Origin of the sequence: Haematospirillum sp. H4485, assembly GCF_012102745.1 — a bacterium.
In the GTDB taxonomy this organism is placed as follows: Bacteria; Pseudomonadota; Alphaproteobacteria; order Rhodospirillales; family Rhodospirillaceae; genus Haematospirillum.
The window spans coordinates 77,242-98,612 of sequence record NZ_JAAVSY010000004.1 but is presented as its reverse complement, the minus strand read 5'-3'; the positions used below and the strand labels follow the sequence as shown (position 1 = coordinate 98,612).

Here is a 21,371-nt window from a genome sequence, read left to right as displayed (position 1 = left end):
CATGGTCGGTTTGTTTGAACAGGCTGCGCCACGTCCGCTCGCAGATCGTCTCAGGCCCCAGCAGCTTTCGGATGTGGTAGGGCAGGCTCATCTTCTGGCAGAGGATGGGCCCTTGGGGCGCATGCTGCGGACACAGCGCCTGTCCTCGGTTATCCTCTGGGGGCCTCCGGGGTGTGGGAAAACCACGATTGCCCGGCTTCTGGCCGAACAGACGGAGCTTCATTTTGAGCCCCTGTCAGCTGTTTTTTCCGGTGTGGCTGACTTGCGCAAGGTTTTTGATGCTGCCAAGCAGCGGCGTTCTGTCGGCCGGGGCACCTTGTTGTTCGTGGACGAGATCCACCGTTTCAACCGTGCACAGCAGGATGCTTTTTTGCCCTACGTGGAGGACGGAACCATTACCTTGGTCGGGGCAACTACCGAGAACCCCAGCTTCGAGCTGAATGCTGCTTTGCTGTCGCGGGCGCGGGTCCTTGTTCTCAGGCGTCTGGACGATGATGCGCTGGAGCAGCTTCTGGCCCGCGCAGAAGAGATCATGGCCCGGCCCTTGCCCCTGGAACCTGATGCGCGTGAGCAAATGCGGGCGATGGCCGATGGTGACGGGCGCTATATGTTGGTGATGGCCGAAGAGGTTTTTGGAAGCGCAACCGGTGTCTTCCTGGGGACAGAGGATCTGGTTCGCCTGCTTCAGAAGCGTGCCCCCGTTTATGACAAGGATCGAGAGGGGCACTATAACCTGATTTCCGCCTTGCATAAGTCTCTTCGGGGATCGGACCCGGATGCGGCCCTTTACTGGTGTGCCCGTATGATCGAGGGGGGAGAGGACCCCGCTTATATTCTGCGCCGGCTTGTCCGGTTTGCTGTGGAAGATATCGGCTTGGCCGACCCAGCAGCCCTGGACCAGGCGATTGCGGCGTGGGATGCGTTTGATCGGCTGGGATCTCCGGAAGGGGAGCTAGCCTTGGCGCAGCTTGTCCTGTATCTGGGGACAGCCCCGAAATCCAATGCGGCTTATGTGGCTTGGAAGGCGGCCCGCAAGGCGGCCCGGCAGACAGGGTCGCTGATGCCTCCGCCCCATATTCTCAATGCCCCAACTGCCTTGATGAAGACGTTGGGGTATGGGGCGGGGTATGCCTATGATCATGATCAACCGGATGGATTCTCCGGGCAGGACTATTTTCCCGACGGTATGGAGCGGGTGCCGTTCTATAACCCTCCCGAGCGTGGATTCGAGAGAGAAATACGCCGCCGTCTGGATTACTGGGGCCGATTGCGGGCCCGTCGTGTCGCGATGAAAGGCAAGCCATGAGCGTGTGGGCTGTTGTGGCGGTGGCGGTTGGCGGAGCCTTGGGGTCTGTGCTGCGGTATGCTGTGATGGCGGGTGTTGGGCGGTGGGCCGGATCGGGCTTTCCGTGGGGTACTCTGGTGGTCAATGTCGCCGGGTCCCTGATTATGGGGATTCTGGTCGAGATTGTTGCCAGAAAATGGTCATTACCGGCTTTCTGGCAGGTTTTTTTGTTTGTCGGCGTTCTTGGCGGGTTTACAACCTTCTCTACGTTTTCCCTGGATCTGGCGATGCTGATGGATCGTCATGCCGGTCTGGCTGCTGTTTATGCGGTTGGATCCGTTGTGGTGGGAACGGCAGCCCTGTTTGTGGGGATGGCCTTGGTACGCTGGAGTATGTCATGAGTGTTCAATTGATCCCTGTTGCGGCAGACGAAGCTGATGTGCGTCTGGATCGCTGGTTCCGCCGCCGTTGGCCGGCCGTATCCCAGGGACGTCTGGAAAAGTTGTTGCGCACGGGTCAGGTACGTGTTGACGGGCGCCGTGCCAAGGCGGGGCAACGGCTTGAAGCAGGGCAGGTGGTCAGAATTCCCCCCCTGCCGGCAGATCCGGCAGACCACGCCGATGCAATACCGCCGCGCAGTGCTGCACCTGCCATTCGCCCTGATGACGAGGTGATGATCCTGGAATCCATCCTGTATCGTGATGATGATGTCCTTGTGCTCAACAAGCCACCCGGTCTGGCGGTGCAGGGGGGGACAAATACCAAGGTGCATGTTGATGCCCTGCTGGATGTCCTGCGCTTTGACAGTCGGGAACGTCCTCGTCTGGTGCATCGTCTGGACAAGGATACCTCTGGCATTCTGGTGCTGGCCCGCTCCGCTCGCTCTGCGTCTGCCTTGGCGTCGTCGTTCCGTTCCCGCGCTGCCCGCAAGATCTACTGGGCGCTGGTTGTCGGGTATCCCAATCCGTCCCGGGGGAGTATCCGGGCACCGGTTGCCAAGGTTCCGGTCGCCGGCGTCGAGAAGATGGAAGTCAATGTGGAAGAGGGGCAGGCCGCTCGTACCGAGTTTGCGGTTCTGGACAAGGCCGGGCGCTGTGTAACTTGGCTGCATCTGGAGCCATTGACCGGCCGGACCCATCAGCTGCGTGTTCACTGTGCCTATCTGGGAACACCCATTCTGGGGGATGGGAAATACGGTGGGGCCGAGGCCCATATCCAGGGCGAAGGTATATCGCGGAAGCTGCATCTGCACGCGCGGGCACTGCGTATCCCGCATCCGTCCGGACGGGGGGAGTTGACGATACAAGCCCCACTGCCCAGGCATATGGCCAGTAGCTTTGAGGCCTTCGGGTTTGATGAGAAGGACGTTGCCGATCCTTTTGCGGTGCTTCCGGAAACGACACGCAAGAAAAAATGACCACGCCTCTACGTCTTGTGTTGTGGGATGTGGACGGGACACTTCTGAACTCCCGTTTCCTGATTCTGGAAACCATGCATGAGGCATGCCGGCAAGAGAGGATTGCCTGCCCGTCTGCAAGCCTTGTTGCCCGTGGAACGGGGTTGCCTCTTGCGGACATGGTGGCCTTTGTTTTGCCAGATTATGATGCTGCTGTTCATCAGCGTGTGGCTGTGGCGTACCGTCGGATCTTTCCTGCGTTGCGGGAGAAAGGTGATGGCCATGACCGTCTGTTCCCGCATATCCGGTCCGTGCTGGATGATTTGCGGAAGCAAGAGATCCTGATGGGGCTTGTGACGGGCATGGGACGCCGCAGTGTTCTTGCGTTTGTGGAGCGTTACGGTCTGGCGGATTATTTTGTGACGGTTGGTACTGCGGATGACGGGCCTGGAAAGCCCAGTCCCTTTCTTGTTGAACGGGCTGTTTGCCAGACGGGTGCAGAGCGGAAAAATACGGTTGTGATTGGTGATACATCTTTTGATATGATGATGGCCCGCGCTGCCGGGGTATCAGCCATTGGCGTGGCATGGGGCAATCATGATATATCCGGGTTGTGGCAGGCTGGTGCTGAGGCCGTGGCAGAAGAGCCGGCTGTCTTGCCGGCATTGATCGGGCGTGTGTTGGGCAGGGGACAAGAATAATGCGTATTTCAACGGTGTTGAAGAGCCTTGTGGCTCTTGTTGTGGTGGCGGTTATTAGTGTGGCCGTTGTGTTATCAACGCTGGACGTTAACAAGTACAAGGATGTGGTTGCCGCCCAGGTTGAGGCCATGACAGGCCGTCGTCTGACTCTTGACGGAAATCTTGACCTTGCCTTGGGGTTCAGTCCGGCGATTGTTGTCAACCAGGCCAGCTTTGCGAATGCGTCTTGGGGATCGCGCCCTCACATGGTGTCTGTTGAACGGGTTGAGGCTGAACTGGCACTGATTCCGGCCCTGTTCGGTGATATCCGCGTTGGGCGCCTGGTGCTGATCCGGCCGGATATCCTTCTGGAAACCAATGCCAAGGGGGTTGGAAACTGGGAATTCCCGGTTGGCAAGCCCGAGGGGCAGAAGAAGCCCGCCGCATCGGCACCGTCTGGATCCCCCGCACCTGATGCAGCCCCTTCGGCAGGGGCTCCCATACCCTTCCTGGCGTCGGTTCTGATCAAGGATGGCCGCCTGACTTGGCGGGATGGCAAGACCGGTGCGACCAAGGTTCTTGAGCTTGCAGGTGTCAGTCTGGGGGCTTCGTCCCCTCATGATCCGGTTTCGCTTGATATTCGTGGTTCGTTTAATGCTGTTGGATTTGATGTAGCTGGTGGGCTTGGTCCCGTTGCAGCCTTGTTGAGCAAGGATAGTGACGGGAAGCCTTGGCCCTTGTCTGTAAAAGGTGATTTGGGGGGCATTGATTTTACAGCCGATGGGGCCATCAAGGATCCGTTGTCCGGGGCCGGGTTGGCGTTGAAGCTGCATATCCGCGCATCATCCTTGGAAAAGCTGAAGCCTTTGGTCGGGGATGTTCCAAAAATTCCGGCTGTGGATCTTGCCGCGTCTGTTTCCGGTGGTGGAACAGCCTGGAAGGTATCGGACCTTGTCCTCTCATCCGGTTCATCAAAAGTGACGGGGACCGTGGGGATAGAGACCGGAGGAGCTCGCCCTCGCGTGGATGTTGCCCTGCAGTCCCCTCTTCTTGACCTGAAGGCATTGCTGCCTTCATCACAGTCAACAGGCAAGGCTGCGCCAACCTCAGGTACGGGGTCTGTTTCCGCCGGGGGGACGGCGGGTTCACATTCTGGCAAGGTCTTTTCAGCAGAGCGTCTTGATCTTTCCGGCCTGAAGGCTGTTGATGCCCGTTTTGATGTTCAGGTATCCCGCCTGGTGATGCCTGATGCGGTTGAGCTTGAAGCCGTGGCGGCAAAGGGGGAGTTGGTCAACGGTCGACTTGGCATGACGCCGGCCAGCATGCGCTTGGGTGATGGAGCTATTACCGCCAACATCCATCTTGCCGCTCCGTCCGGGCCTGCAGATTTCAAGCTTGATGCCAAGGCAGACAAGGTGGTTCTGGGGCGTGTATTCAGCCAGATCGGCAAAACCGACCTGTTGTCGGGCGTGCCTTCCGATGCCACGGTTTCACTAAAAGCCAATGGGTCTTCGGTTGCTGCCCTCATGGCTTCCCTGGACGGTCGTATCCTGGTCCGCATGGGGGAGGGGCGCATCAATAATGCCCTGATTGACTGGGCTGGTGCCGACATCATCAACCAGTTGGCCGAGCAGCTGAATCCTGTCGGCAAGCGTGAGCCAAATACTCACCTGATGTGCGGCGTGATTAATGTGCAGGCCAACCATGGTGTACTGGGTTGGGACAAGCAGATTGCCTTTGAAACAGCCAAGATGAATGTGGTGTCATCAGGCAAGGTGGACCTTGGTCGGGAAGCTCTGGATGTCGGGGTTCGTCCGTCTGCCAAGGGAGGTGTCGGGGTTGGCGCCGGGGCGTTGGCAGATTTCCTGCGCTTGCAGGGTACATTGGCCAGTCCATCCATTGGTATTGATGCTGCTGGTGTGGCCAAGACAGCCCTGTCCATAGCCGGTGCGCTGGCTGGCGGTGGCGGAGGCAAGAGCCTGTTGGGGGCTCTGCAGGGAGGGAATGCTGCGGGTTCGTCGTCTGCTGATTCATCGCCGTGTGCGACGGCCCTGGGGCAGGGAGGTAAATCCTCTTCCTCTGATGGGGCACAACCGTCCAAACAGGCCCCGGCAGCACCCGATAACCCGGTTGACTCGATCAAGAAGGGGCTGAAAGGGCTTCTGCGCTAGAAGTGGTGCGTACATTGTGGAAAGTAGGTCATTGATTTTGGAACAGATGCAGCGGCCCCGGCGCTTCTGGAAGCATGCTACCGTTTGTTGTGATGGTGATGCGGGATACGGCGTTGAGCTGGACGGCAAGTCTATCAACGTCGCCTCCGGCAGGCCGTTGCAGGTGCAGGCGCGTGCCTTGGCCGAAGCCATTGCCCGTGAATGGAACGATCAGGGGGACAGTCTGTCTTTTGCTGCCATGCCAATAACCCGGTTGGCCAGCGCGGCTGTGGATCGTACGGAAGATCAACGTTCAGCCCTGATTGAAGGGCTGATGGACCATGTACACGGTGATGTCCTTTTTTATCATGCCGCAGATCCGGCTGACTTGGTTGAGCTACAGGCCGTGACGTGGGGTCCGCTGCTGGCTTGGGCTGGGGATGTCTTGGGGGTAAAGCCCCTGACGACCCGTGGGCTTATGCCGGTGCAGCAGGACAGTGCCTATATCGCGGCGGTGAGGCAGGCCATAACGGGCCTGACCAACGAGATGCTGACCGTTTTCCATGGAGTTGCATCGGGTTGCAACTCGTTGATTCTTGCCTTGGCTCTTGTGCGTAGGCACATTGATGCGGCGACAGCGTTTGATGCCTCCCTTCTTGACGAGCTGTACCAGTCATCCCTGTGGGGGGAGGATGACGAGGCTGTACAACGCCGGGCGGCCTTGCGCCAGGATCTGGTGCAGATGGAGGTCTATGCTTCTTTGCTGGGTACGCAATAGTTCATGATGTCTCGGCCTCTTCCTGGTCAGTGCATTGATGGCGCAGGAGTACCGGCGTTTGGGCAATGGCAAATAGAAGGGTCAGGGGCAGGATCCCGAAGACCTTGAAGCTGACCCAAGTATCGGTATCCATGGTCCGCCATACAACTTCATTCAGACCTGCCAGCATGACGAAGTAGCTGATCCACAGCAGGCTCAGCAGTTTCCATCCCTGTTCCGTCAGTTTGATGCTGCCGTCGAGCAGGGTGCGCAGGAAGATTTTCCCGCCAAGAAGCCCGCCGCCCAGAACGGCTGCCATGCCAAGGCTGAACAAGGTTGGCTTCAACTTGATAAACATGTCGTTGTCGAGGGCAATTGTCAGCCCGCCCAGCACACCAACAAAACCTCCGCCGATCAGCAGCATGGGGGGGATGGTCTTGCTATGGAGGTAGAAGATTCCCAGTGACACGATCAGTGCCACCATGAAGGCCGCTGTGGCGGTTACCAGTCCAAACCGACTGTTGGCAAAAAAGAAGATCAGTAAAGGGCCCATCTCCAGGGTAAATTTAAGCCATTTATTCATGACATCTATGGTATCCGTACAGTATCTGTTTTCCGGTTAAGGGCGGTACCATGCCAGATTGCGGCATTTTGGGCAAATACTCCCTGTGTGAGGGGTTTCCTGTTCTCCTTTTCTGTATCGCCTGATATAAATCCCACCGTGTTCCAAGGTTCATATACAGGACTTCTTTTTCATGTCTCACCATGTTGCCGCTGGTCCCCGTGTTGCTGTTGTCGGTGTAACCGGGGCTGTCGGGAAGGAGATGGTGCGCGTTCTGGCCGACCGTGCTTTTCCCCTCTCTGATCTGCGCCTTTTCGCCTCTGCCCGCTCTGCTGGCAAGACGTGCCAGACGGCCTATGGCACCAAGACGGTGGAGGCATTTTCAGTCGATGCCGCTGCAGAGTGTGATATAGCCCTGCTGGCTGTATCAGGCGATTTTGCGCAGCAACATGCTCCACGGCTGGCTGCTCGCGGGGTTGTGGTGATCGATAACTCCTCTGCCTTCCGGTATGACGAGGGGACCCCGCTTGTTGTGCCGGAGATCAATCCATCGGCTGTTATAGATTCGCAGATTATTGCCAATCCCAACTGTACGACGGCGATCCTGTCGGTTGCCCTGTGGCCTTTGCATCAGGTGTTTGGCCTGAAAAGGGTTATGGTGTCCACGTATCAGGCGGCATCTGGTGCCGGCGCTGAAGGTATGGCGGAGCTGGAAGAGCAGGCCCGCGCGTGGCTGGATACGGGCAAGGCCGGGCATTCTGTTTTTGCTCACCCCCTGCCTTTTAACCTTATCCCGCATATCGATGCCTTCCAGGATAACGGTTATACCCGCGAAGAGATGAAGGTCACCTGGGAAACCCGCAAGATTCTCGGGCTGGCTGATTTGCCGGTTTCCTGTACGTCCGTGCGTATTCCAACCATGCGTGCCCATGCCGAGACTGTTGTCGTTGAGACCGAGAAGCCCGTTGATCCGGTTGTTGCCCGCGATGTCATGGCGGCAGCTCCCGGTGTTGTTGTGGTTGATGATCCCCGGGAACGCCGGTATCCCATGCCCCTGACTGCATCGGGCCGTTATGATGTGGAGGTTGGGCGTATCCGGCAGAGCCTGGCTTTTGGTTCTCATGGGCTGGAGTTCTTTTTGTGCGGGGATCAGCTGCTGAAGGGAGCCGCCCTGAACGCCGTGCAAATTGCAGAAGAGCTGGTTCGTCAGCGCGGCGATGCCTTGCAGCCAAAGGCTTGGGCATGAAAGCAGGAGCAGCCTGAAGGCGGTTTGGGCTGGTGTCTTTCGGAAAAAGGCGGTATCGGTGTCGGGTAACGACGGGCTGGCCATTGCCCCGCGGATATCCGGGATCTGTCTGGCATTCCCCGCGAGAACTGGCCTTGAAAAGAACTGGAGAACGAGAGCATGGCTCAGAATGTGGTTTATGTTGTTGTCGGGCAAGCCCGTCCTGATACAGCAGATGAAGGCAGTGATCCTGTTGCCATCAGCGTAATGTTGACGGCTGACGATCCGGACCAAGCTGTTGAGCATGCCGTTGATGCTCTGGAAGAAGATGGTTTCGAAGATGTGGAGATCGAGCAGGTCGGGGAAATTGATGAAGCTCCCGACAATGACCTGCGTGCGCCTTATGATGCGGCCCTGTCTGGCGAGATTGCCATCATAGAGTACGAGTGAATATTCAGTCTTGAACAGAGTGCAAGCCGGGGTTCTGCTGTTGCAGGCCCCGGTTTTTGTATGATCATGCCTGTGTTTTCGGGGATACAGACGGACGTTTTTGCATCGGGCCAGTGGCCTGTGCGCCGAAAACCGTCTCAAAGGTTTTTTGTAACAGCGTATCCATGTCTTTGATCGAGATGGACACGCCCAGATCCTGTAGGCTTGTAACGCCATGGCTGCTGATGCCGCAGGGAATAATGCCCTGGAAGTGCGTAAGATCAGGGGCAATGTTCAGGGCAAAGCCGTGTAGGGTGACCCAGCGTTTGACCCGTACACCAATGGCCGCGATCTTGTCTTCGCGGCCATTCCCCCGGTTAATCCATATTCCAACCCGGTCCGTCCGCCGCTCCCCGTTGATGTCCAGGGTGCGCAAGGCCTGGATCAGCCATTCCTCCAAGGCATGTACGTAGCAGCGGATGTCCTGTGTGCGTTGCTTCAGATCCAGCATGACGTATCCAACCCGCTGTCCAGGCCCGTGATAGGTATAGTGCCCGCCGCGCCCGGTCTCATAAACAGGGAATGCGTCGGGACGTAGAAGCTCCTCCGCCCGCGCGCTGGTACCTGCTGTATAGAGCGGGGGGTGTTCCAAGAGCCATACCAACTCTTCGGCATGGCCGGTTGATATGGCGTTGCCCCGCTTTTCCATGGTGGCAACAGCATCGGGGTAGGGAACGGGGGTGTCGGACAGCCACCATTCAGGGGCGGGTGAAAACATAGGGATCCTCGTAAAATCGTGCTTGATTGCAGGAAGGTGAAGTGCTATTCCACTGGCTCCCTGATGGCAAGGGGCTGTGTAGAAACAGTGCTGTGCCGCAAAGGGTTGGACAGTTTTGTGAAGATCGTTTTTACAACAGTGCGGTCGTGGCGGAATTGGTAGACGCGCAGCGTTGAGGTCGCTGTGGCCGAAAGGTCGTGGAAGTTCGAGTCTTCTCGACCGCACCATTGTAAAAATGAGAAACCCGTCGCCTGTGGTGACGGGTTTTTATTTTGGTATTGTCCCTGTGAGCCTAGGGCCCAGGTCCAGGGAGGCCGGAGATTGATCATGCATGGACATGTGTACTGGACCGAACTGATTACTGCAGATGTGGAAGCTGCGCGTGATTTCTATGGGTCTGTTTTTAATTGGTCCTTCTCGGAAATACCAACACCGGACGGGCATTACTGGTTGGCCTTTGACGCGGATGACACACCGGTTTGCGGGTTCTGTCAGGCCGGTACCGCAGGGCGCCCGGCTGGCGCTGGTGATCTCTGGCTTAGCTATATTGCTGTTCCTGATGTGGATCTTTGTATGGCGATGGCGCGTCAGTCCGGCGGTTCCATAGCGGTTGGTCCGTTCGATATGCCGGGTGTCGGGTGTCTGGCCATCCTGAAGGATGCGGCTGGTGCGTTGCTTGGTGTTATTGCGCCTTCTTCTGGCGCATCAACTTAGCGGAATGTGATGTACTGGGCGACGGGGCCGTCCAACATGTCTGAATTCTGGATCAGCTGCTGGATCTCGGCCTCACTCTTGATCGAGCCGTTTTTGCGCATATCGCCCACCTGTTCCTTGAGGGCTGTCAGGGCCTTGATGCCTTCCGGCGTTTGCAGGGGGCCTTCAAAGAACTTACGGCCCAAGCCGGGCTTGGTAAACAGGCCCTCACAAATATACAGGGCTTCCCCGAAGGTGGATGGTGTCTTGCCCACAATCCCCAGTGCCCGCAAGATATCCAGAGGCAGCATTTCCAAGTAGCGGTCACAGAACAGCTGAATGCGGTCGATTTTATCCTTGCGGTCTACCTTGTCCGTGGTCCGGATGTCCTTGACCACGTTTCCAAGCCCTTCCAGGATATCTGGCGGCATGCCCAGCATGGCCGTAAACCATGATCCGAAGATTTTATCTGCAAGGCCCAAGTCTGTCTCGAACTTGTGCCCGGATACCTTGGGTTCTCCGCGGCTGGCGCGCTCTTCGTTAACCTTGTCGGTGATGTCCCGTATTTCCCACTTTCCCAAGACGGTAATTGCCTTGGGGTCTGTGATGGATCCAAAAGCCTCACCAATATCGCGGATCTGCTCAACGCATGTGAAGTGTACGCCGATGGCGCGGATTGTGTCGGGCTGCCAAGCTGCGATGTTTTTGAAGCCCGAGCGCAGGACCTGTCGCAAGGCCCGCAGGTGATAAGCCTTCAGGGTTGCCATGGCATAGAGCACATCAGGGTCTATTTCGACCAGGGCTTGCCCAATTGATGTTCCGAATCCTTGGATAAGCTCGGTCATGGCCAGTTGCTGGAATTGGGACAGAACACGCAGACGGGGCAGGGCTTCCGGTGAGCGAATGACACCAACCAGTCGTTTCAATGCCTTGGGGTTTTTGCGGAAGATCGATTTTACAGCCCGGTCGATGAAATACATCTGGGCTTGTTCAATGGTCAGCCCACAGGCACCCATGAACGAGCGTCCCTTGTCCGGAGTTACCTGCTTTCCTGTTGTGTCAATCAGCCGGAACACATTGGAATTCCAAGCCGAAACAAAGATACGCAGTGCTCTTTCAATGCATTCGTCCTTGCGCATGGCCGCAGTGAGCGATACCCCGGCCAAGCGTCGCTCACCCTCTGGTAATGCCTTGGCCTCTATACGTTGCAGGATGGGGTAGATCTCGCCGACAACCCGCATCAGGCGGTCCTGACGCTGTCCCTCCATTTTATTGAACGTATTGCGAAGGATTCCTTTGAACGGGGGAGGGACCAAGGACAGGACAGGGCCATCACCTTCGCCGTCGCCGATGATCAGAAGGGGGGTTTCCAGTTGAGCTCTGACATCCGACATTCCAGATCCTGCGCCGCCCGTTGTTGACCATCATGCTGGCTCCGAAGGGGAACCACGGTCAATAGATGGTGTGTTATGGTGGTATGTGTGTGTCTGAAAGACGAAAAACGCCAGCAATTTCTTAACTATTTCATTATTGCAGAGATTGATTTATTCCAAGTTTTACATTCTTTAGTTGACGTTGGCCGTATGGAAACTTAGCGTATCGGGCGTTTTGACCCGGGGTGTTCATACAAGGGGCGTTATGTTTGTAAATAGCGATTCTGGTCCGGGCGAGTCGGGTGTTGCGACCATGGTGTAACGGGGGATATATGATCAGAAGGGGGGATGACCCGGTTGTCATCGTGGGGGCTGCGCGTACCCCGACAGGGGGGTTTCGGGGATGTTTGTCTTCCCTGTCCTGTCCGGCGCTGGGCAGTGTTGCTGTCCGTGCGGCTGTCGAACGTTCGGGGGTTGATGTCGCTGACGTCGATGAAGTGGTGATGGGGTGTGTCCTGTCTGCCGGGCTTGGGCAGGCTCCGGCTCGTCAGGCTTTACGGGGGGCCGGTTTTCCGGATCGCGTCGCGGCGACGACTGTTAACAAAATGTGCGGTTCCGGAATGCGTGCCGCGATGATGGCCCATGACATGCTGGTGGCTGGTTCGGCTTCGGTCGTTGTGGCCGGTGGCATGGAAAGCATGAGCAATGCCCCCTATTTGCTTGAGAATGCCCGATCAGGACTGAGAATGGGGCATGGGAGGGTGCTGGACCACATGTTCCTGGATGGGCTGGAGGATGCCTACGATCGTGGGCGACTGATGGGTGCTTTTGCTGAAGATACAGTAGCCGCCTATGGTTTCTCCCGCCAACAGCAGGATGCTTTTGCCTTGGGCAGTCTGGAGCGTGCCCTTGCCGCAGCCCGCAGTGGCGCAACCGCTACCGAAATTGCTCCTGTAGCCGTGCCTGCCGGGAATGGTGAGGCCCAGGTTACTGTTGATGAGCCGCCTACCTTGGCGCGGCCGGAGAAAATACCCACTCTGAAGCCGGCATTTCGCCCTGATGGTACGATAACGGCAGCCAATGCATCTTCCATTTCCGATGGCGCTGCTGCTTTGGTGATGATGCGCTTGTCAGAAGCGGAACGGCGTGGGCTTTCTCCTGTGGCCACGCTGGTAGCGCAGGCCACAGAAGCGCGGGAGCCGCCACAGTTTACCACGGCTCCGGTTGGCGCTATCCAGAGAGTTCTTGGCAAAGCGGGATGGTCGAAGCGGGACGTTGATCTGTGGGAAATCAATGAGGCATTTGCCGTGGTAACCATGGTAGCAATCCACGACCTTGGGCTGCCACATGATGCTGTGAACATTCATGGGGGAGCCTGTGCCCTGGGGCACCCGATCGGGGCATCCGGGGCGCGCATTGTAGTGACCTTGCTGCAGGCCTTGCGTCGGAACGCCTTGAAGCGTGGTGTTGCAAGCCTTTGTATCGGTGGTGGAGAGGCAACGGCCTTGGCGCTTGAATTGGCTGTGTGAATCCGTGACACTCGGCGCCCGCCGGGCTTTGTTATGAAAGAGTACAAAAACAGTCTTGATTGCATTACGTATGTGCACCAATGTGGCGTCCGTTGCTTCCGGGCAGAGGCTTGGCCGGGTGCTGTTGCAACTGGGTGACACACAGGAGCTTATGAAATGACAGGAACAATGGAAAAAATCAGGACGATTGACAGGATGGTAGCGGGCTTTCGGGCTTTTCGCTCGACCTATTACGAGCAAAGGCCGGAGAGGGCAGTATCTCTTGTCGAGGGTGCCCAGCAGCCGGAGGTGCTCCTGATTGCCTGTTCCGACAGCCGTGTTGATCCGGCTATCCTGACCAATGCCGAGCCGGGTGAGCTGTTCGTCGTGCGTAACGTGGCCGCCCTGGTCCCCCCGTGTGAGCAGGATGGGGCCTACCATGGCACCTCGGCGGCAATAGAATATGCTGTGCGTGACCTGAAGGTTGCCGATGTGATTGTGCTGGCCCACTCCGGCTGTGGTGGTATGCGGGCCTTGGTTGCCGCCCGTCAGGGGCAGAAGATGGATCGCCCGTTTATCAATCCCTGGATCTCGCTGATGGGTGATTGTGCCGGGCATGAGGATGATGACCCTGATCCGGTCAGCCAGAGTTCCTTGCGCAGGTCGTTGTCCAACCTGAGGACATTCCCGTTTGTCCGCGATGCCGAGAATGCAGGCAAGATTGCTCTGCACGGCTGGTGGTTTGACATGCGTGAAGGCATCCTGTGGCAACTTGATCAAGAGAGTGACACGTTCGTGCAGATGGTCTAGGCCTGTGGCCAGGGGTGGATAAACAGGGGGGAACAGGGATGCCTTTTGATGATCAGCAGGCCATGGTGCGTGACATGGCCCGCGCCTTTGCCTGTGCGGAGCTTCGCCCGCATGCAGCCCGTTGGGACCGGGAGCATGCGGTTCCCCGCTCTGTTCTGGCCAGGATGGGCGAGCTTGGTTTTATGGGGATGCTCGTCCCTCCGGAATGGGGCGGTGCCGGCATGGATTATCAGTCGTATGCCTTGGCGGTTGAGGAAATTGCTGCCGGCTGTGGTGCTGTCTCAACGATTATGAGTGTGCACAACTCGGTGGCTTGCATGCCACTTCTTCTTTACGGAACTGAGTCTCAGCAGAGCACGTTCCTTCGTCCTTTGGCACAGGGACAGATGCTTGGCGCCTTTTGTCTGACCGAACCTCAAGCTGGATCGGATGCCTCTGCCTTGAGGACCCGTGCGGTTGCGGATGGTGATGCCTGGGTCCTGAATGGCTCCAAGATGTTCGTAACGTCAGGGCGCAATGCCGATGTTGCCATTGTTTTTGCCGTGACAGATCCCGACGCGGGAAAGAAGGGAATCTCTGCTTTTATTGTGCCCACATCCCTGCCGGGCTGGCAGGTGCTCAGGGTCGAGGAAAAGCTGGGGCTGCATGCCTCTGATACTTGCCAGATTGCTCTTGATAACATACGTCTTCCCGGTACCTTGATGTTGGGACAGCTTGGGGATGGATATCGCATTGCCTTGTCCAATCTGGAAGGTGGCCGTATCGGCATAGCAGCCCAGGCAGTGGGTATGGCTCGGGCGGCGTTTGAATTAGCCCGTGATTATGCTTGCCAAAGAGAAACCTTTGGTCGCCCCCTGATAGAGCATCAGGCGCTGGCTTTTCGTTTGGCGGACATGAAAACGCAGATCGCTGCCGCCCGTCTTATGGTATCTGAGGCTGCCGCGTGTCGTGACAGTGGTCGTTCTGCTTTGACCGAAGCCAGCATGGCCAAGCTTTTTGCATCGGAGATGGCAGAGCGTGTATGTTCAGCAGCGCTGCAAATGTTTGGCGGGTATGGGTATATGCGGGACTGCGAAGTGGAGCGCATATACAGGGATGTCAGGGTTTGCCAGATCTATGAAGGAACCAGCGATGTCCAGCGTATGGTCATCGCCCGGGCCATCGCTCAGGAGTGTAGTGCGTGATGTCCAGTAAAAAGCCTGTTGAATTCTGGTTTGATTTTTCCAGTCCCTATGCCTATCTGGCATCAGCCCAGATCGAGGAAATTGCGGATGAACACGGTCGTTCTGTTGTTTGGCGGCCATTCCTTCTGGGTGCAGTGTTCAAAGAAACCGGGGCCAAGCCAAACGTGGATAATCCGTTCAAGAAAGAATACATGGGGCGCGATGTTCCGCGCTTTGCTCGTCTTTATGAAATGGACTTTGTCTGGCCGGATCCGTTCCCGGTTTCCACATTGATCCCGGCCCGGATCTTTTACTGGGTTGAACGCTACAAACCAGAAAAAACAGCTGATTTTGTTGGTTCTGTCTTTGATGCCTTCTTTTCCCGTGGTCACAATATTGCCGAGAAGGATGTGGCGCTGGATGCTGCATCAAAGATCGGGCTGGATCGTGCTGTTCTGGATGAAGCCCTGGAAGAGCCAATGATCAAGGAACGACTTAAGAACATTAATGACGAAGCTGTCCGGCGCAAGATTTTTGGTGCCCCTGTGACCGTTGTGGACGGAGAAATGTTTTGGGGGGCCGATCGTTTGTGGATGGTGGAGGAGTGGCTGCAAAGCGGGGGATGGTAAATGGTTCTGGCTCGTGGATTTCGTCAGCTTCTTGATGAGGCATATGCCCGTATCGAGACAGTTTCCGTGCCAGATGCACTGGCTCTGCACGCTGATCCGGGCGTTTTGTTTGTTGATGTCCGTGATATCCGTGAGCTGGCCCGTGATGGTGTGATACCGGGGTCGTTTCATGCGCCCCGTGGATTGTTGGAGTTCTGGGTTGATCCTGACAGCCCGTACTTTCGTAGTGTCTTTGGAGAGGGGCGTAGGCTGGTTCTTTACTGTGCCTCGGCATGGCGTTCCGCTCTTGCGTGCCAGACTTTGGTGGAGATGGGGGTATCTTCCGTCTGTCATCTGGGCGGGGGGTTGCGGGCTTGGCGTGACGCGGGGGGGGGGGCGGTTGTTTCCATATCCGATGGCTAAGGCGCTGGTGCTTCTGTCTCGCCTGTTTCTACGAGGCCGGTTAAAGTGGTGCGGCCGGTTGAGGCAATAGACTGGAAACAGGGCCGATACAGATGGTACGGTGGCGTCTGTTGCTGTGGGGTTACGTCTGGGTATCTGATGGAGTGCGTTTCCTCCGTTACGGGCAAGAAGGGGTGTAGCATGGCAGCCGAGTCGAAGGGCAATGTGTGGGAAAATAGCACGTTATGCGTCTTTGCCGGTCTCGCGCGGGATTCCCAGTGTCTGGGACGTGATTTATCGGTGCTGGTAACCAGCGTGGGCGTGCATGATGATTTTGATTCGCCCAGCTTTCACAGTGATTTGGATGCATTGACCGGCATTCTGGCTTCTGGAGCGGCAGCCCAAGCCATCCGGGATGCCTTGACGGATGATGATCGCGCTGTTTTGCGTGACATGAAGCCGGTCTATACTCTGTTGGCTCACCGTTTTTTTCTTGATTTTCAGTCTGATGATGACGCCGCTCGTTCGGCATTAGCCTCTGCGCGTGTTCTTCTTGACCAGTGCCGGGCTATTGTGTCGCGATTGTTTGCGGCCTTGGGCTCTGTGGATAATGTTTGAGTCGGGTGCAAGTGCATCCCTGCTACAGCAGGGTGTTATGGCCTGAAGGGGGGTATGGGCCTGTGTTTCCTCGTGTTGCCGGATTATGTGTCTGAGAGCCGGATGTGCAGGGGGCTTTTTGGGCTGGATTTGGCCCGTGAAGCGTAGTCTGGCCAGCCATGGTCCGTTGGTATGACATAGACTTTACATACAGTCTCTTTGATAATCGGCCAGACTATGTGGGTCCAGGGTTGATTCTGCCCGGATCTTCTGGTGGCGCCGGAGTATGGCAGCCCCGAATCCCCCACGCGGGGCGAGGCGGCAGAAAGGGTAGCGGATGAGCGGTTATAACCTGGATCGCCTCAACTTCCTTGTCGTGGATGACAACAAGCACATGCGTGCGTTGGTCAAGACCTTGCTGCATGCCCTTGGATCCAAGAACGTTCACGAAGCCGCAGATGGTGCCGATGCCTTCAAGGAATTGCGCCATTTTCCGGCCGACGTTATTATCTGCGACTGGAATATGTCCCCGTTGGACGGACTGGACTTTGTGCGTCTGGTGCGGACCGGCAAGGACAGCCCAAACCCGTTTGTCCCGATTATTATGCTGACAGGGCATACGGAAATGCACCGGGTGATTGAAGCCCGTGATTCCGGTATCCACGAATTTTTGGCCAAGCCAATTTCGGCCAAGGGGCTTTATTCGCGTATACGGTCGATTATCGAGCGTCCGCGCCCCTTTGTACGTGCGGGTCTCTACTTTGGCCCGGATCGGCGCCGCCGCCAGATTGACTGGAAGGGACCGGAGCGGCGCAAGGTCAACCAGGAAGCGATCAAGCAGGCTGTGGATCAGGTTGAGGATGGAGGCCTGAGCCAGTCTGAGGTTGAAGCTCTTCTGGGCGGATAAGAAACTTTCTGCCATTATCGCCCCATGTAACCGAATTTTCGGAACAGGAGGCCCGAGCGTGACGACTGAAAAGAAGCAGAATAACCAGGCATCATCCGTTGGCGAGGAGGAGGTGGAACGTCCTCCCGTCAGCCCGGAAGAGCTGGAGGAGATGCTTCGCCAGCTGGCAGATGCCAAAGCCGCAGCTTTATCCCGTACGGGCGTTGAGGTTGTTCAGCCACCTCACAAAATCAAGGACAAGGTTTCTGTTTCTGCTTCGGGCGTCAGTCCGGAAATGCTGGATCGTGCGGAGAAGGTCATGACGTCTATGGCCGGTGATTATCTTACTTGGGCGGGGGAAGATCTGCAGCGTTTGCAGGATCTCTATGAGCGTCTGGAAAAAACGCCACCGGCCGAAGCCAAGCCCGTCCTGCGCGAGCTTTTCTCGCTGGCTCATGACATGAAAGGGCAGGGGGGAAGTTTCGGGTATGGTTTGGTAACCGTCATTGGAAACATGCTGTGTCGTTTGATAGAGAAGCTGGAGAATGACTGGCGTTCCAGTTATCTCGCTGTGATCAAGGTTCACGTCGATGCCTTGCGTCTGGTGATTTCAGGGCGCATGCAAGGTGATGGCGGTCGTGCAGGTGAGAATATGATCAGCGGTCTGGAAGCAACCTTGACCAAAACCCTGAAGGGTGGGTAACCGGTCATTCCTCACTGTTGTTGTAATCCAGCCCCGGCCTTGTGTCGGGGCTCTTATTATGCGGCAGATCGAGGTTTTTTTGTTATTTAGCCTGACATGACATTATCATTTTATATTTAATTGCACATTAACTGTGCGAGATCTTTCAGGAGCATTTTGTGGGGTATACTCAACGGGAAGAGGTTTGTTCAGCTGCTCGGTTGCCTTCAGTCCTGCGTGAGGAATTAGAAGGATACAATTGGGCGCGGGATAACGTTGGTCAGTCTGGCGCGGCCATCTATCACCTGTACGGTAAAACACATGCCCCTGAACTATACCTGAAATATGGTAAAAGTACGGTTGCGGACGATATTGCAAGCGAAATGGTTAGACTGAGCTGGTTGGCTGCTTGCATGCCTCTTCCAGCGATTGCACATTTTACCCGTACCGCTGATGAGGCGTGGCTGCTGACGACAGCAATGCCCGGAAGAACTGTTTACCAGATGTTGGAGGCATATCCTGATGCACGTATCGATCTTGTTGATGCACTGGCAGAATTTCTGCGCAGGCTTCATGCTGTTCCTGTGAGTAGTTGCCCCTTTAACAGTGGTCACATCTTTCGGCTTGCTCTGGCACAGCAACGAATCAACGCTGGTTTGGTCGATGCCGATGACTTTGATGAGGAGCGACAAGGCTGGGCAGTCGAGCAGGTCTGGGAAGAAATGCATACCCTTTTGCCGTTCTCACCTGAACTCGTTGTTACACATGGCGATTTTTCACTTGATAATCTTCTTGTTTGTGAGGGTAGAGTGATCGGCTGTATTGATGTTGGGCAGGTTGGTATTGCTGATCGCTACCAAGACCTTTCTATACTCTGGAGGGGTCTTGGGAAGTTTTCGCCTTCATTGCAGGAGAGACTTTTTCAGCAGTATGGCATTCCCAACCCAGACTGGCGGAAACTGCAATTTCATCTGATGCTGGACGAATTTTTCTGAAAGCAGTGATGTAACGAACAGGGTATTGAAAAACTAGGCAGTGGTGTGCAACAGCCTTGCCCCTAACTGAATTTCAACACCCTGTGGACCGGGTTCTGGAAAGGCAAGTCTTACCTTCTGTTTTTACTGACATTGATCTTGTCCTGCATAACAGGGCTGGCTTGTATTTGGGGAGACGTGTAGCCTTGCTATCCGGTGATGCAGGACTATCAGGGGGAAGGGATCATGCCGCTGCCAGATCTTTTGCAAGGACGTTTGCAGTTGCCTGTTGTGGCTGCTCCCATGTTTCTGGCATCAGGCCCGGATCTGGTTCTTGCCTGTTGCCGTGCCGGTATTGTGGGGACTTTTCCAGCCCTGAACCAGCGTACGACAGAGGGTTTTGCCAGCTGGCTCGAGACGCTGAACTCTTCGCTGGGGGCTGCAGAAGCTCCCTTTGGCGTTAACCTGATAGTCCACCGCACCAACCCCCGTCTGCAGGCTGATCTTGAAATGGTTATCCGCCATCGGGTGCCGGTTGTGATTACATCCTTGGGGGCTGTAAGGGATGTGATTGATAAAGTGCACGCTTATGGTGGCGTTGTTTTTCACGATGTCACAACGGTGCGCCACGCCAGAAAGGCGGCTGAATCGGGTGTTGATGGATTGATTCTGGTAGCAGCGGGTGCGGGGGGGCATGCCGGAACTATCAATCCTTTTGCCTTGCTGTGGGAAGTACGCCAGTTTTTTACCGGGACCCTTCTTCTTGCCGGTGCACTTTCGACCGGCGAGCAGATTGCCGCAGCGCGTCTTCTGGGGGCTGATCTTGCTTATATGGGAACCCGCTTTATTGCCACCCACGAATGTGCTGTTGAACCATCCTACAAGGATATGGTCGTTGATTCTGCTGCGGAAGATATTGTCTATACGCCAGCCATTTCCGGTATTCCTGCTAATTTTATGCGTCCATCTTTGGTCGCAGCCGGTCTTGATCCGGATCGTCTGCCAGTAGACCATGGTGCGGGCCTCAAGGATATTGGCAGTGAAGCAAAGGCATGGAAAACTGTGTGGTCTGCTGGGCAGGGTGTATCCTGTATTCAGGATATTCCGACTGTTTCCGAGCTGGTTGCGCGCTTGTCCAAGGAGTATGACCAAGCGCTGGGCCAAGCAGGGGATCTGCGTATGAAAGCGTGCTGTCTTCCCAACTCCTGAGGCCAGAAACCTTCCTGTTCACTTGATGAATATTTTACTTTCCATGGGGGCATAGGCATCGGCACCTTCCAGCACAATGCCGTCAAACCCCAGGTCCATCATCCCGTTAAACATTTTTCCGACAAGCTCGCGCCATTCTTTTTCCCAATAGGCGACTACATAAGTCCCGGGTTTCCCCGGGACGGGTCCGGTCAGCCATTTGGGATCGTTGATCTTCCAGTCATTGTTCCAGTAGTAACGGGTATCGGCAGCCTGGCTGAGGTGCAGGCGGGCCAGAACAAGGCGCCTGAACCCGGTCTGTTTCAGTCGCAGGCTTGCAACGTCTGCTGCAGACAGGGGGATGCGGTCCCTCCAGAACGGGTCGATCACCAGAACATCATGGTTTGTGTCCCGTAGGCGAATCAGCCACAGCTCTTTGCTGCCTTCACTGCTATTGCCTTCAACAAACAGTGCGTTGGTGGCTTGGGCCAAGGAGTTGACGCCCTGTGGATTGTTACCGGCAAGCACCATCGGCCCTGGTCCGGCCAAGGGGCCTGTTCCCGAATCTGTATGGGCCACAATACGCTGTGTTTGTGCGGTCCGCAGGGCCTTCTCGGCTGCGTCGGATGTTCCGCAATGGTCAATGGTCAGGATGTTCAGACCAATATCATGCAGGGCTGCAATAAATCCCGGGGATGCTGTTGGCTCTTCAGTACAGAACTGACCATCAACAACCACGCCATCAAGACTTTGGACAAGGCGACGGTTGAAAGTTCCGGCCGGCTCGGGCGTCGGTGGAACCGGGCCGGTATCCTGTTCCAGGGTCATGCGCTCGATCTTGGCTTCGCGTTCGCTCTTCATCAACAAGCCCAAGCCTTGGCGGACCAAGACGATAAAGTGGCTGTCGCGTGTATGGGCATATTCCCCCAGTGAAACGATCATGTCACGCATGGCATTCCGAAAATCAGGAATGACCAGGGGTGGTTCGTTGGGTGCGGGGGGGGCGCTTTCGCCCAAGATACGGCCATCAACCCGTATACTGCCCGGGGGAACGGGTGTTGTCTGGGCAAGGGATGCCGGCGTGTTGATGCCAGTTCCTGCCAGAAGGGCTGCCAGAATTGCCAGAGACCGGTACAGGCTATTATGCATAAGGCTTTCCTTTACGGGGATGCTGTATGCCCGGGTCAGAGCCACGGTTTTCTTCTCTGGTGCTATGTTACACCGC

23 protein-coding genes and 1 tRNA gene are annotated in these 21,371 nt (G+C 56.3%); 20 read left to right on the top strand and 4 right to left on the bottom strand.

From position 1 onward, the window contains the following. Nucleotide 1: 1 nt before the first annotated feature. The 6 genes from HEQ61_RS04890 to HEQ61_RS04865 are packed head-to-tail and all read left to right on the top strand — an operon-like array spanning nt 2 to nt 6,289. Nucleotides 2–1,306, top strand: a complete 1,305-nt coding sequence (locus HEQ61_RS04890) for a replication-associated recombination protein A (RefSeq protein ID WP_168019952.1) — start codon at nt 2–4, stop codon at nt 1,304–1,306. Continuing rightward, complete coding sequence (gene crcB / locus HEQ61_RS04885; protein ID WP_168019950.1) at nt 1,303–1,686, top strand: fluoride efflux transporter CrcB; 384 nt, start codon at nt 1,303–1,305, stop codon at nt 1,684–1,686. The genes HEQ61_RS04890 and crcB overlap by 4 nt, the downstream gene beginning before the upstream one ends. Further along, nucleotides 1,683–2,702, top strand: coding sequence for an RluA family pseudouridine synthase (locus tag HEQ61_RS04880; RefSeq protein WP_168019948.1), 1,020 nt, complete (start codon nt 1,683–1,685; stop codon nt 2,700–2,702). Before crcB ends, HEQ61_RS04880 begins: the two co-directional genes overlap by 4 nt. Further along, nucleotides 2,699–3,382: an HAD-IA family hydrolase gene (locus HEQ61_RS04875; protein WP_168019945.1), complete on the top strand. Its 684-nt coding sequence runs from the start codon at nt 2,699–2,701 to the stop codon at nt 3,380–3,382. Before HEQ61_RS04880 ends, HEQ61_RS04875 begins: the two co-directional genes overlap by 4 nt. Then, on the top strand, nt 3,382–5,532 hold the full coding sequence (locus HEQ61_RS04870; RefSeq protein WP_168019942.1) for an AsmA family protein: 2,151 nt from the start codon (nt 3,382–3,384) through the stop codon (nt 5,530–5,532). Before HEQ61_RS04875 ends, HEQ61_RS04870 begins: the two co-directional genes overlap by 1 nt. 46 nt (nt 5,533–5,578) lie before the next feature. Then, on the top strand, nt 5,579–6,289 hold the full coding sequence (locus tag HEQ61_RS04865) for an ATP12 family chaperone protein (protein ID WP_168019940.1): 711 nt from the start codon (nt 5,579–5,581) through the stop codon (nt 6,287–6,289). Nucleotide 6,290: 1 nt separating this feature from the next. On the opposite strand, the gene HEQ61_RS04860 is transcribed toward HEQ61_RS04865, so the two are convergent. After that, complete coding sequence (locus tag HEQ61_RS04860; protein WP_168019939.1) at nt 6,291–6,851, bottom strand: septation protein A; 561 nt, start codon at nt 6,849–6,851, stop codon at nt 6,291–6,293. 172 nt (nt 6,852–7,023) lie between these two features. Between HEQ61_RS04860 and HEQ61_RS04855 the strand changes: the two genes are divergently transcribed. Further along, nucleotides 7,024–8,076, top strand: a complete 1,053-nt coding sequence (locus tag HEQ61_RS04855; protein WP_168019938.1) for an aspartate-semialdehyde dehydrogenase — start codon at nt 7,024–7,026, stop codon at nt 8,074–8,076. A gap of 159 nt (nt 8,077–8,235) precedes the next feature. Then, nucleotides 8,236–8,505 (top strand): hypothetical protein, encoded by a 270-nt coding sequence (locus tag HEQ61_RS04850; RefSeq protein WP_066132140.1) that lies wholly within the window; start codon nt 8,236–8,238, stop codon nt 8,503–8,505. A gap of 64 nt (nt 8,506–8,569) precedes the next feature. Here the strand turns inward: HEQ61_RS04850 and lipB are convergent, their stop codons facing one another. Beyond that, on the bottom strand, nt 8,570–9,262 hold the full coding sequence (gene lipB / locus HEQ61_RS04845; protein WP_168019937.1) for a lipoyl(octanoyl) transferase LipB: 693 nt from the start codon (nt 9,260–9,262) through the stop codon (nt 8,570–8,572). Between the two features lie 140 nt (nt 9,263–9,402). On the opposite strand from lipB, the gene HEQ61_RS04840 reads away from it, so the two are divergent. Beyond that, nucleotides 9,403–9,489: transfer RNA gene (locus tag HEQ61_RS04840), tRNA-Leu, on the top strand. A gap of 100 nt (nt 9,490–9,589) precedes the next feature. Next, complete coding sequence (locus HEQ61_RS04835) at nt 9,590–9,976, top strand: VOC family protein (RefSeq protein ID WP_168019936.1); 387 nt, start codon at nt 9,590–9,592, stop codon at nt 9,974–9,976. Here the strand turns inward: HEQ61_RS04835 and HEQ61_RS04830 are convergent. Further along, nucleotides 9,973–11,349, bottom strand: coding sequence for a hypothetical protein (locus HEQ61_RS04830; protein ID WP_168019934.1), 1,377 nt, complete (start codon nt 11,347–11,349; stop codon nt 9,973–9,975). The two genes, HEQ61_RS04835 and HEQ61_RS04830, sit on opposite strands and share 4 nt — an antisense overlap. Nucleotides 11,350–11,660: 311 nt before the next feature. Between HEQ61_RS04830 and HEQ61_RS04825 the strand changes: the two genes are divergently transcribed. From HEQ61_RS04825 to HEQ61_RS04780, 10 genes are all read left to right on the top strand, one after another. Beyond that, nucleotides 11,661–12,857, top strand: a complete 1,197-nt coding sequence (locus tag HEQ61_RS04825) for an acetyl-CoA C-acyltransferase (protein WP_168019932.1) — start codon at nt 11,661–11,663, stop codon at nt 12,855–12,857. A gap of 156 nt (nt 12,858–13,013) precedes the next feature. Next, nucleotides 13,014–13,646, top strand: a complete 633-nt coding sequence (locus HEQ61_RS04820; RefSeq protein WP_168019931.1) for a carbonic anhydrase — start codon at nt 13,014–13,016, stop codon at nt 13,644–13,646. 38 nt (nt 13,647–13,684) lie between these two features. Further along, nucleotides 13,685–14,830 (top strand): acyl-CoA dehydrogenase family protein, encoded by a 1,146-nt coding sequence (locus tag HEQ61_RS04815; protein ID WP_168019930.1) that lies wholly within the window; start codon nt 13,685–13,687, stop codon nt 14,828–14,830. Continuing rightward, nucleotides 14,830–15,438 carry a 2-hydroxychromene-2-carboxylate isomerase gene (locus HEQ61_RS04810; protein WP_168019929.1) on the top strand — a complete coding sequence of 203 codons (609 nt, stop codon included), beginning with the start codon at nt 14,830–14,832 and terminating at the stop codon, nt 15,436–15,438. The genes HEQ61_RS04815 and HEQ61_RS04810 overlap by 1 nt, the downstream gene beginning before the upstream one ends. Next, nucleotides 15,439–15,840 carry a rhodanese-like domain-containing protein gene (locus HEQ61_RS04805; RefSeq protein WP_168019928.1) on the top strand — a complete coding sequence of 134 codons (402 nt, stop codon included), beginning with the start codon at nt 15,439–15,441 and terminating at the stop codon, nt 15,838–15,840. A 180-nt stretch (nt 15,841–16,020) separates the two neighbouring features. Further along, nucleotides 16,021–16,437, top strand: a complete 417-nt coding sequence (locus HEQ61_RS04800) for a hypothetical protein (protein ID WP_168019927.1) — start codon at nt 16,021–16,023, stop codon at nt 16,435–16,437. A 316-nt stretch (nt 16,438–16,753) separates the two neighbouring features. Beyond that, nucleotides 16,754–17,323 carry a response regulator gene (locus HEQ61_RS04795; protein WP_066132118.1) on the top strand — a complete coding sequence of 190 codons (570 nt, stop codon included), beginning with the start codon at nt 16,754–16,756 and terminating at the stop codon, nt 17,321–17,323. A gap of 58 nt (nt 17,324–17,381) precedes the next feature. Continuing rightward, a complete protein-coding gene (locus HEQ61_RS04790) occupies nt 17,382–18,005 on the top strand; it encodes a phosphorelay protein (RefSeq protein WP_322099196.1) in 624 nt (207 codons plus the stop codon). Between the two features lie 158 nt (nt 18,006–18,163). Further along, nucleotides 18,164–18,979, top strand: coding sequence for an APH(3')-I family aminoglycoside O-phosphotransferase (locus HEQ61_RS04785; protein ID WP_168019926.1), 816 nt, complete (start codon nt 18,164–18,166; stop codon nt 18,977–18,979). Nucleotides 18,980–19,204: 225 nt separating this feature from the next. After that, complete coding sequence (locus HEQ61_RS04780; protein ID WP_168019925.1) at nt 19,205–20,167, top strand: NAD(P)H-dependent flavin oxidoreductase; 963 nt, start codon at nt 19,205–19,207, stop codon at nt 20,165–20,167. An 18-nt stretch (nt 20,168–20,185) separates the two neighbouring features. Here HEQ61_RS04780 and HEQ61_RS04775 read toward each other — a convergent pair whose 3' ends face one another. Next, nucleotides 20,186–21,295 carry a hypothetical protein gene (locus HEQ61_RS04775; RefSeq protein WP_168019924.1) on the bottom strand — a complete coding sequence of 370 codons (1,110 nt, stop codon included), beginning with the start codon at nt 21,293–21,295 and terminating at the stop codon, nt 20,186–20,188. Nucleotides 21,296–21,371 lie beyond the last annotated feature (76 nt).

Bases quoted from the DNA above. Each gene is read 5' to 3' on its own strand.
- HEQ61_RS04890 (WP_168019952.1), top strand. From the start codon at position 2: ATGGTCGGTTTGTTTGAACAGGCTGCGCCACGTCCGCTCGCAGATCGT.
- crcB (WP_168019950.1), top strand. From the start codon at position 1,303: ATGAGCGTGTGGGCTGTTGTGGCGGTGGCGGTTGGCGGAGCCTTGGGG.
- HEQ61_RS04880 (WP_168019948.1), top strand. From the start codon at position 1,683: ATGAGTGTTCAATTGATCCCTGTTGCGGCAGACGAAGCTGATGTGCGT.
- HEQ61_RS04875 (WP_168019945.1), top strand. From the start codon at position 2,699: ATGACCACGCCTCTACGTCTTGTGTTGTGGGATGTGGACGGGACACTT.
- HEQ61_RS04870 (WP_168019942.1), top strand. From the start codon at position 3,382: ATGCGTATTTCAACGGTGTTGAAGAGCCTTGTGGCTCTTGTTGTGGTG.
- HEQ61_RS04865 (WP_168019940.1), top strand. From the start codon at position 5,579: ATGCAGCGGCCCCGGCGCTTCTGGAAGCATGCTACCGTTTGTTGTGAT.
- HEQ61_RS04860 (WP_168019939.1), bottom strand. From the start codon at position 6,851: ATGAATAAATGGCTTAAATTTACCCTGGAGATGGGCCCTTTACTGATC.
- HEQ61_RS04855 (WP_168019938.1), top strand. From the start codon at position 7,024: ATGTCTCACCATGTTGCCGCTGGTCCCCGTGTTGCTGTTGTCGGTGTA.
- HEQ61_RS04850 (WP_066132140.1), top strand. From the start codon at position 8,236: ATGGCTCAGAATGTGGTTTATGTTGTTGTCGGGCAAGCCCGTCCTGAT.
- lipB (WP_168019937.1), bottom strand. From the start codon at position 9,262: ATGTTTTCACCCGCCCCTGAATGGTGGCTGTCCGACACCCCCGTTCCC.
- HEQ61_RS04835 (WP_168019936.1), top strand. From the start codon at position 9,590: ATGCATGGACATGTGTACTGGACCGAACTGATTACTGCAGATGTGGAA.
- HEQ61_RS04830 (WP_168019934.1), bottom strand. From the start codon at position 11,349: ATGTCGGATGTCAGAGCTCAACTGGAAACCCCCCTTCTGATCATCGGC.
- HEQ61_RS04825 (WP_168019932.1), top strand. From the start codon at position 11,661: ATGATCAGAAGGGGGGATGACCCGGTTGTCATCGTGGGGGCTGCGCGT.
- HEQ61_RS04820 (WP_168019931.1), top strand. From the start codon at position 13,014: ATGACAGGAACAATGGAAAAAATCAGGACGATTGACAGGATGGTAGCG.
- HEQ61_RS04815 (WP_168019930.1), top strand. From the start codon at position 13,685: ATGCCTTTTGATGATCAGCAGGCCATGGTGCGTGACATGGCCCGCGCC.
- HEQ61_RS04810 (WP_168019929.1), top strand. From the start codon at position 14,830: ATGTCCAGTAAAAAGCCTGTTGAATTCTGGTTTGATTTTTCCAGTCCC.
- HEQ61_RS04805 (WP_168019928.1), top strand. From the start codon at position 15,439: ATGGTTCTGGCTCGTGGATTTCGTCAGCTTCTTGATGAGGCATATGCC.
- HEQ61_RS04800 (WP_168019927.1), top strand. From the start codon at position 16,021: ATGGCAGCCGAGTCGAAGGGCAATGTGTGGGAAAATAGCACGTTATGC.
- HEQ61_RS04795 (WP_066132118.1), top strand. From the start codon at position 16,754: ATGAGCGGTTATAACCTGGATCGCCTCAACTTCCTTGTCGTGGATGAC.
- HEQ61_RS04780 (WP_168019925.1), top strand. From the start codon at position 19,205: ATGCCGCTGCCAGATCTTTTGCAAGGACGTTTGCAGTTGCCTGTTGTG.
- HEQ61_RS04775 (WP_168019924.1), bottom strand. From the start codon at position 21,295: ATGCATAATAGCCTGTACCGGTCTCTGGCAATTCTGGCAGCCCTTCTG.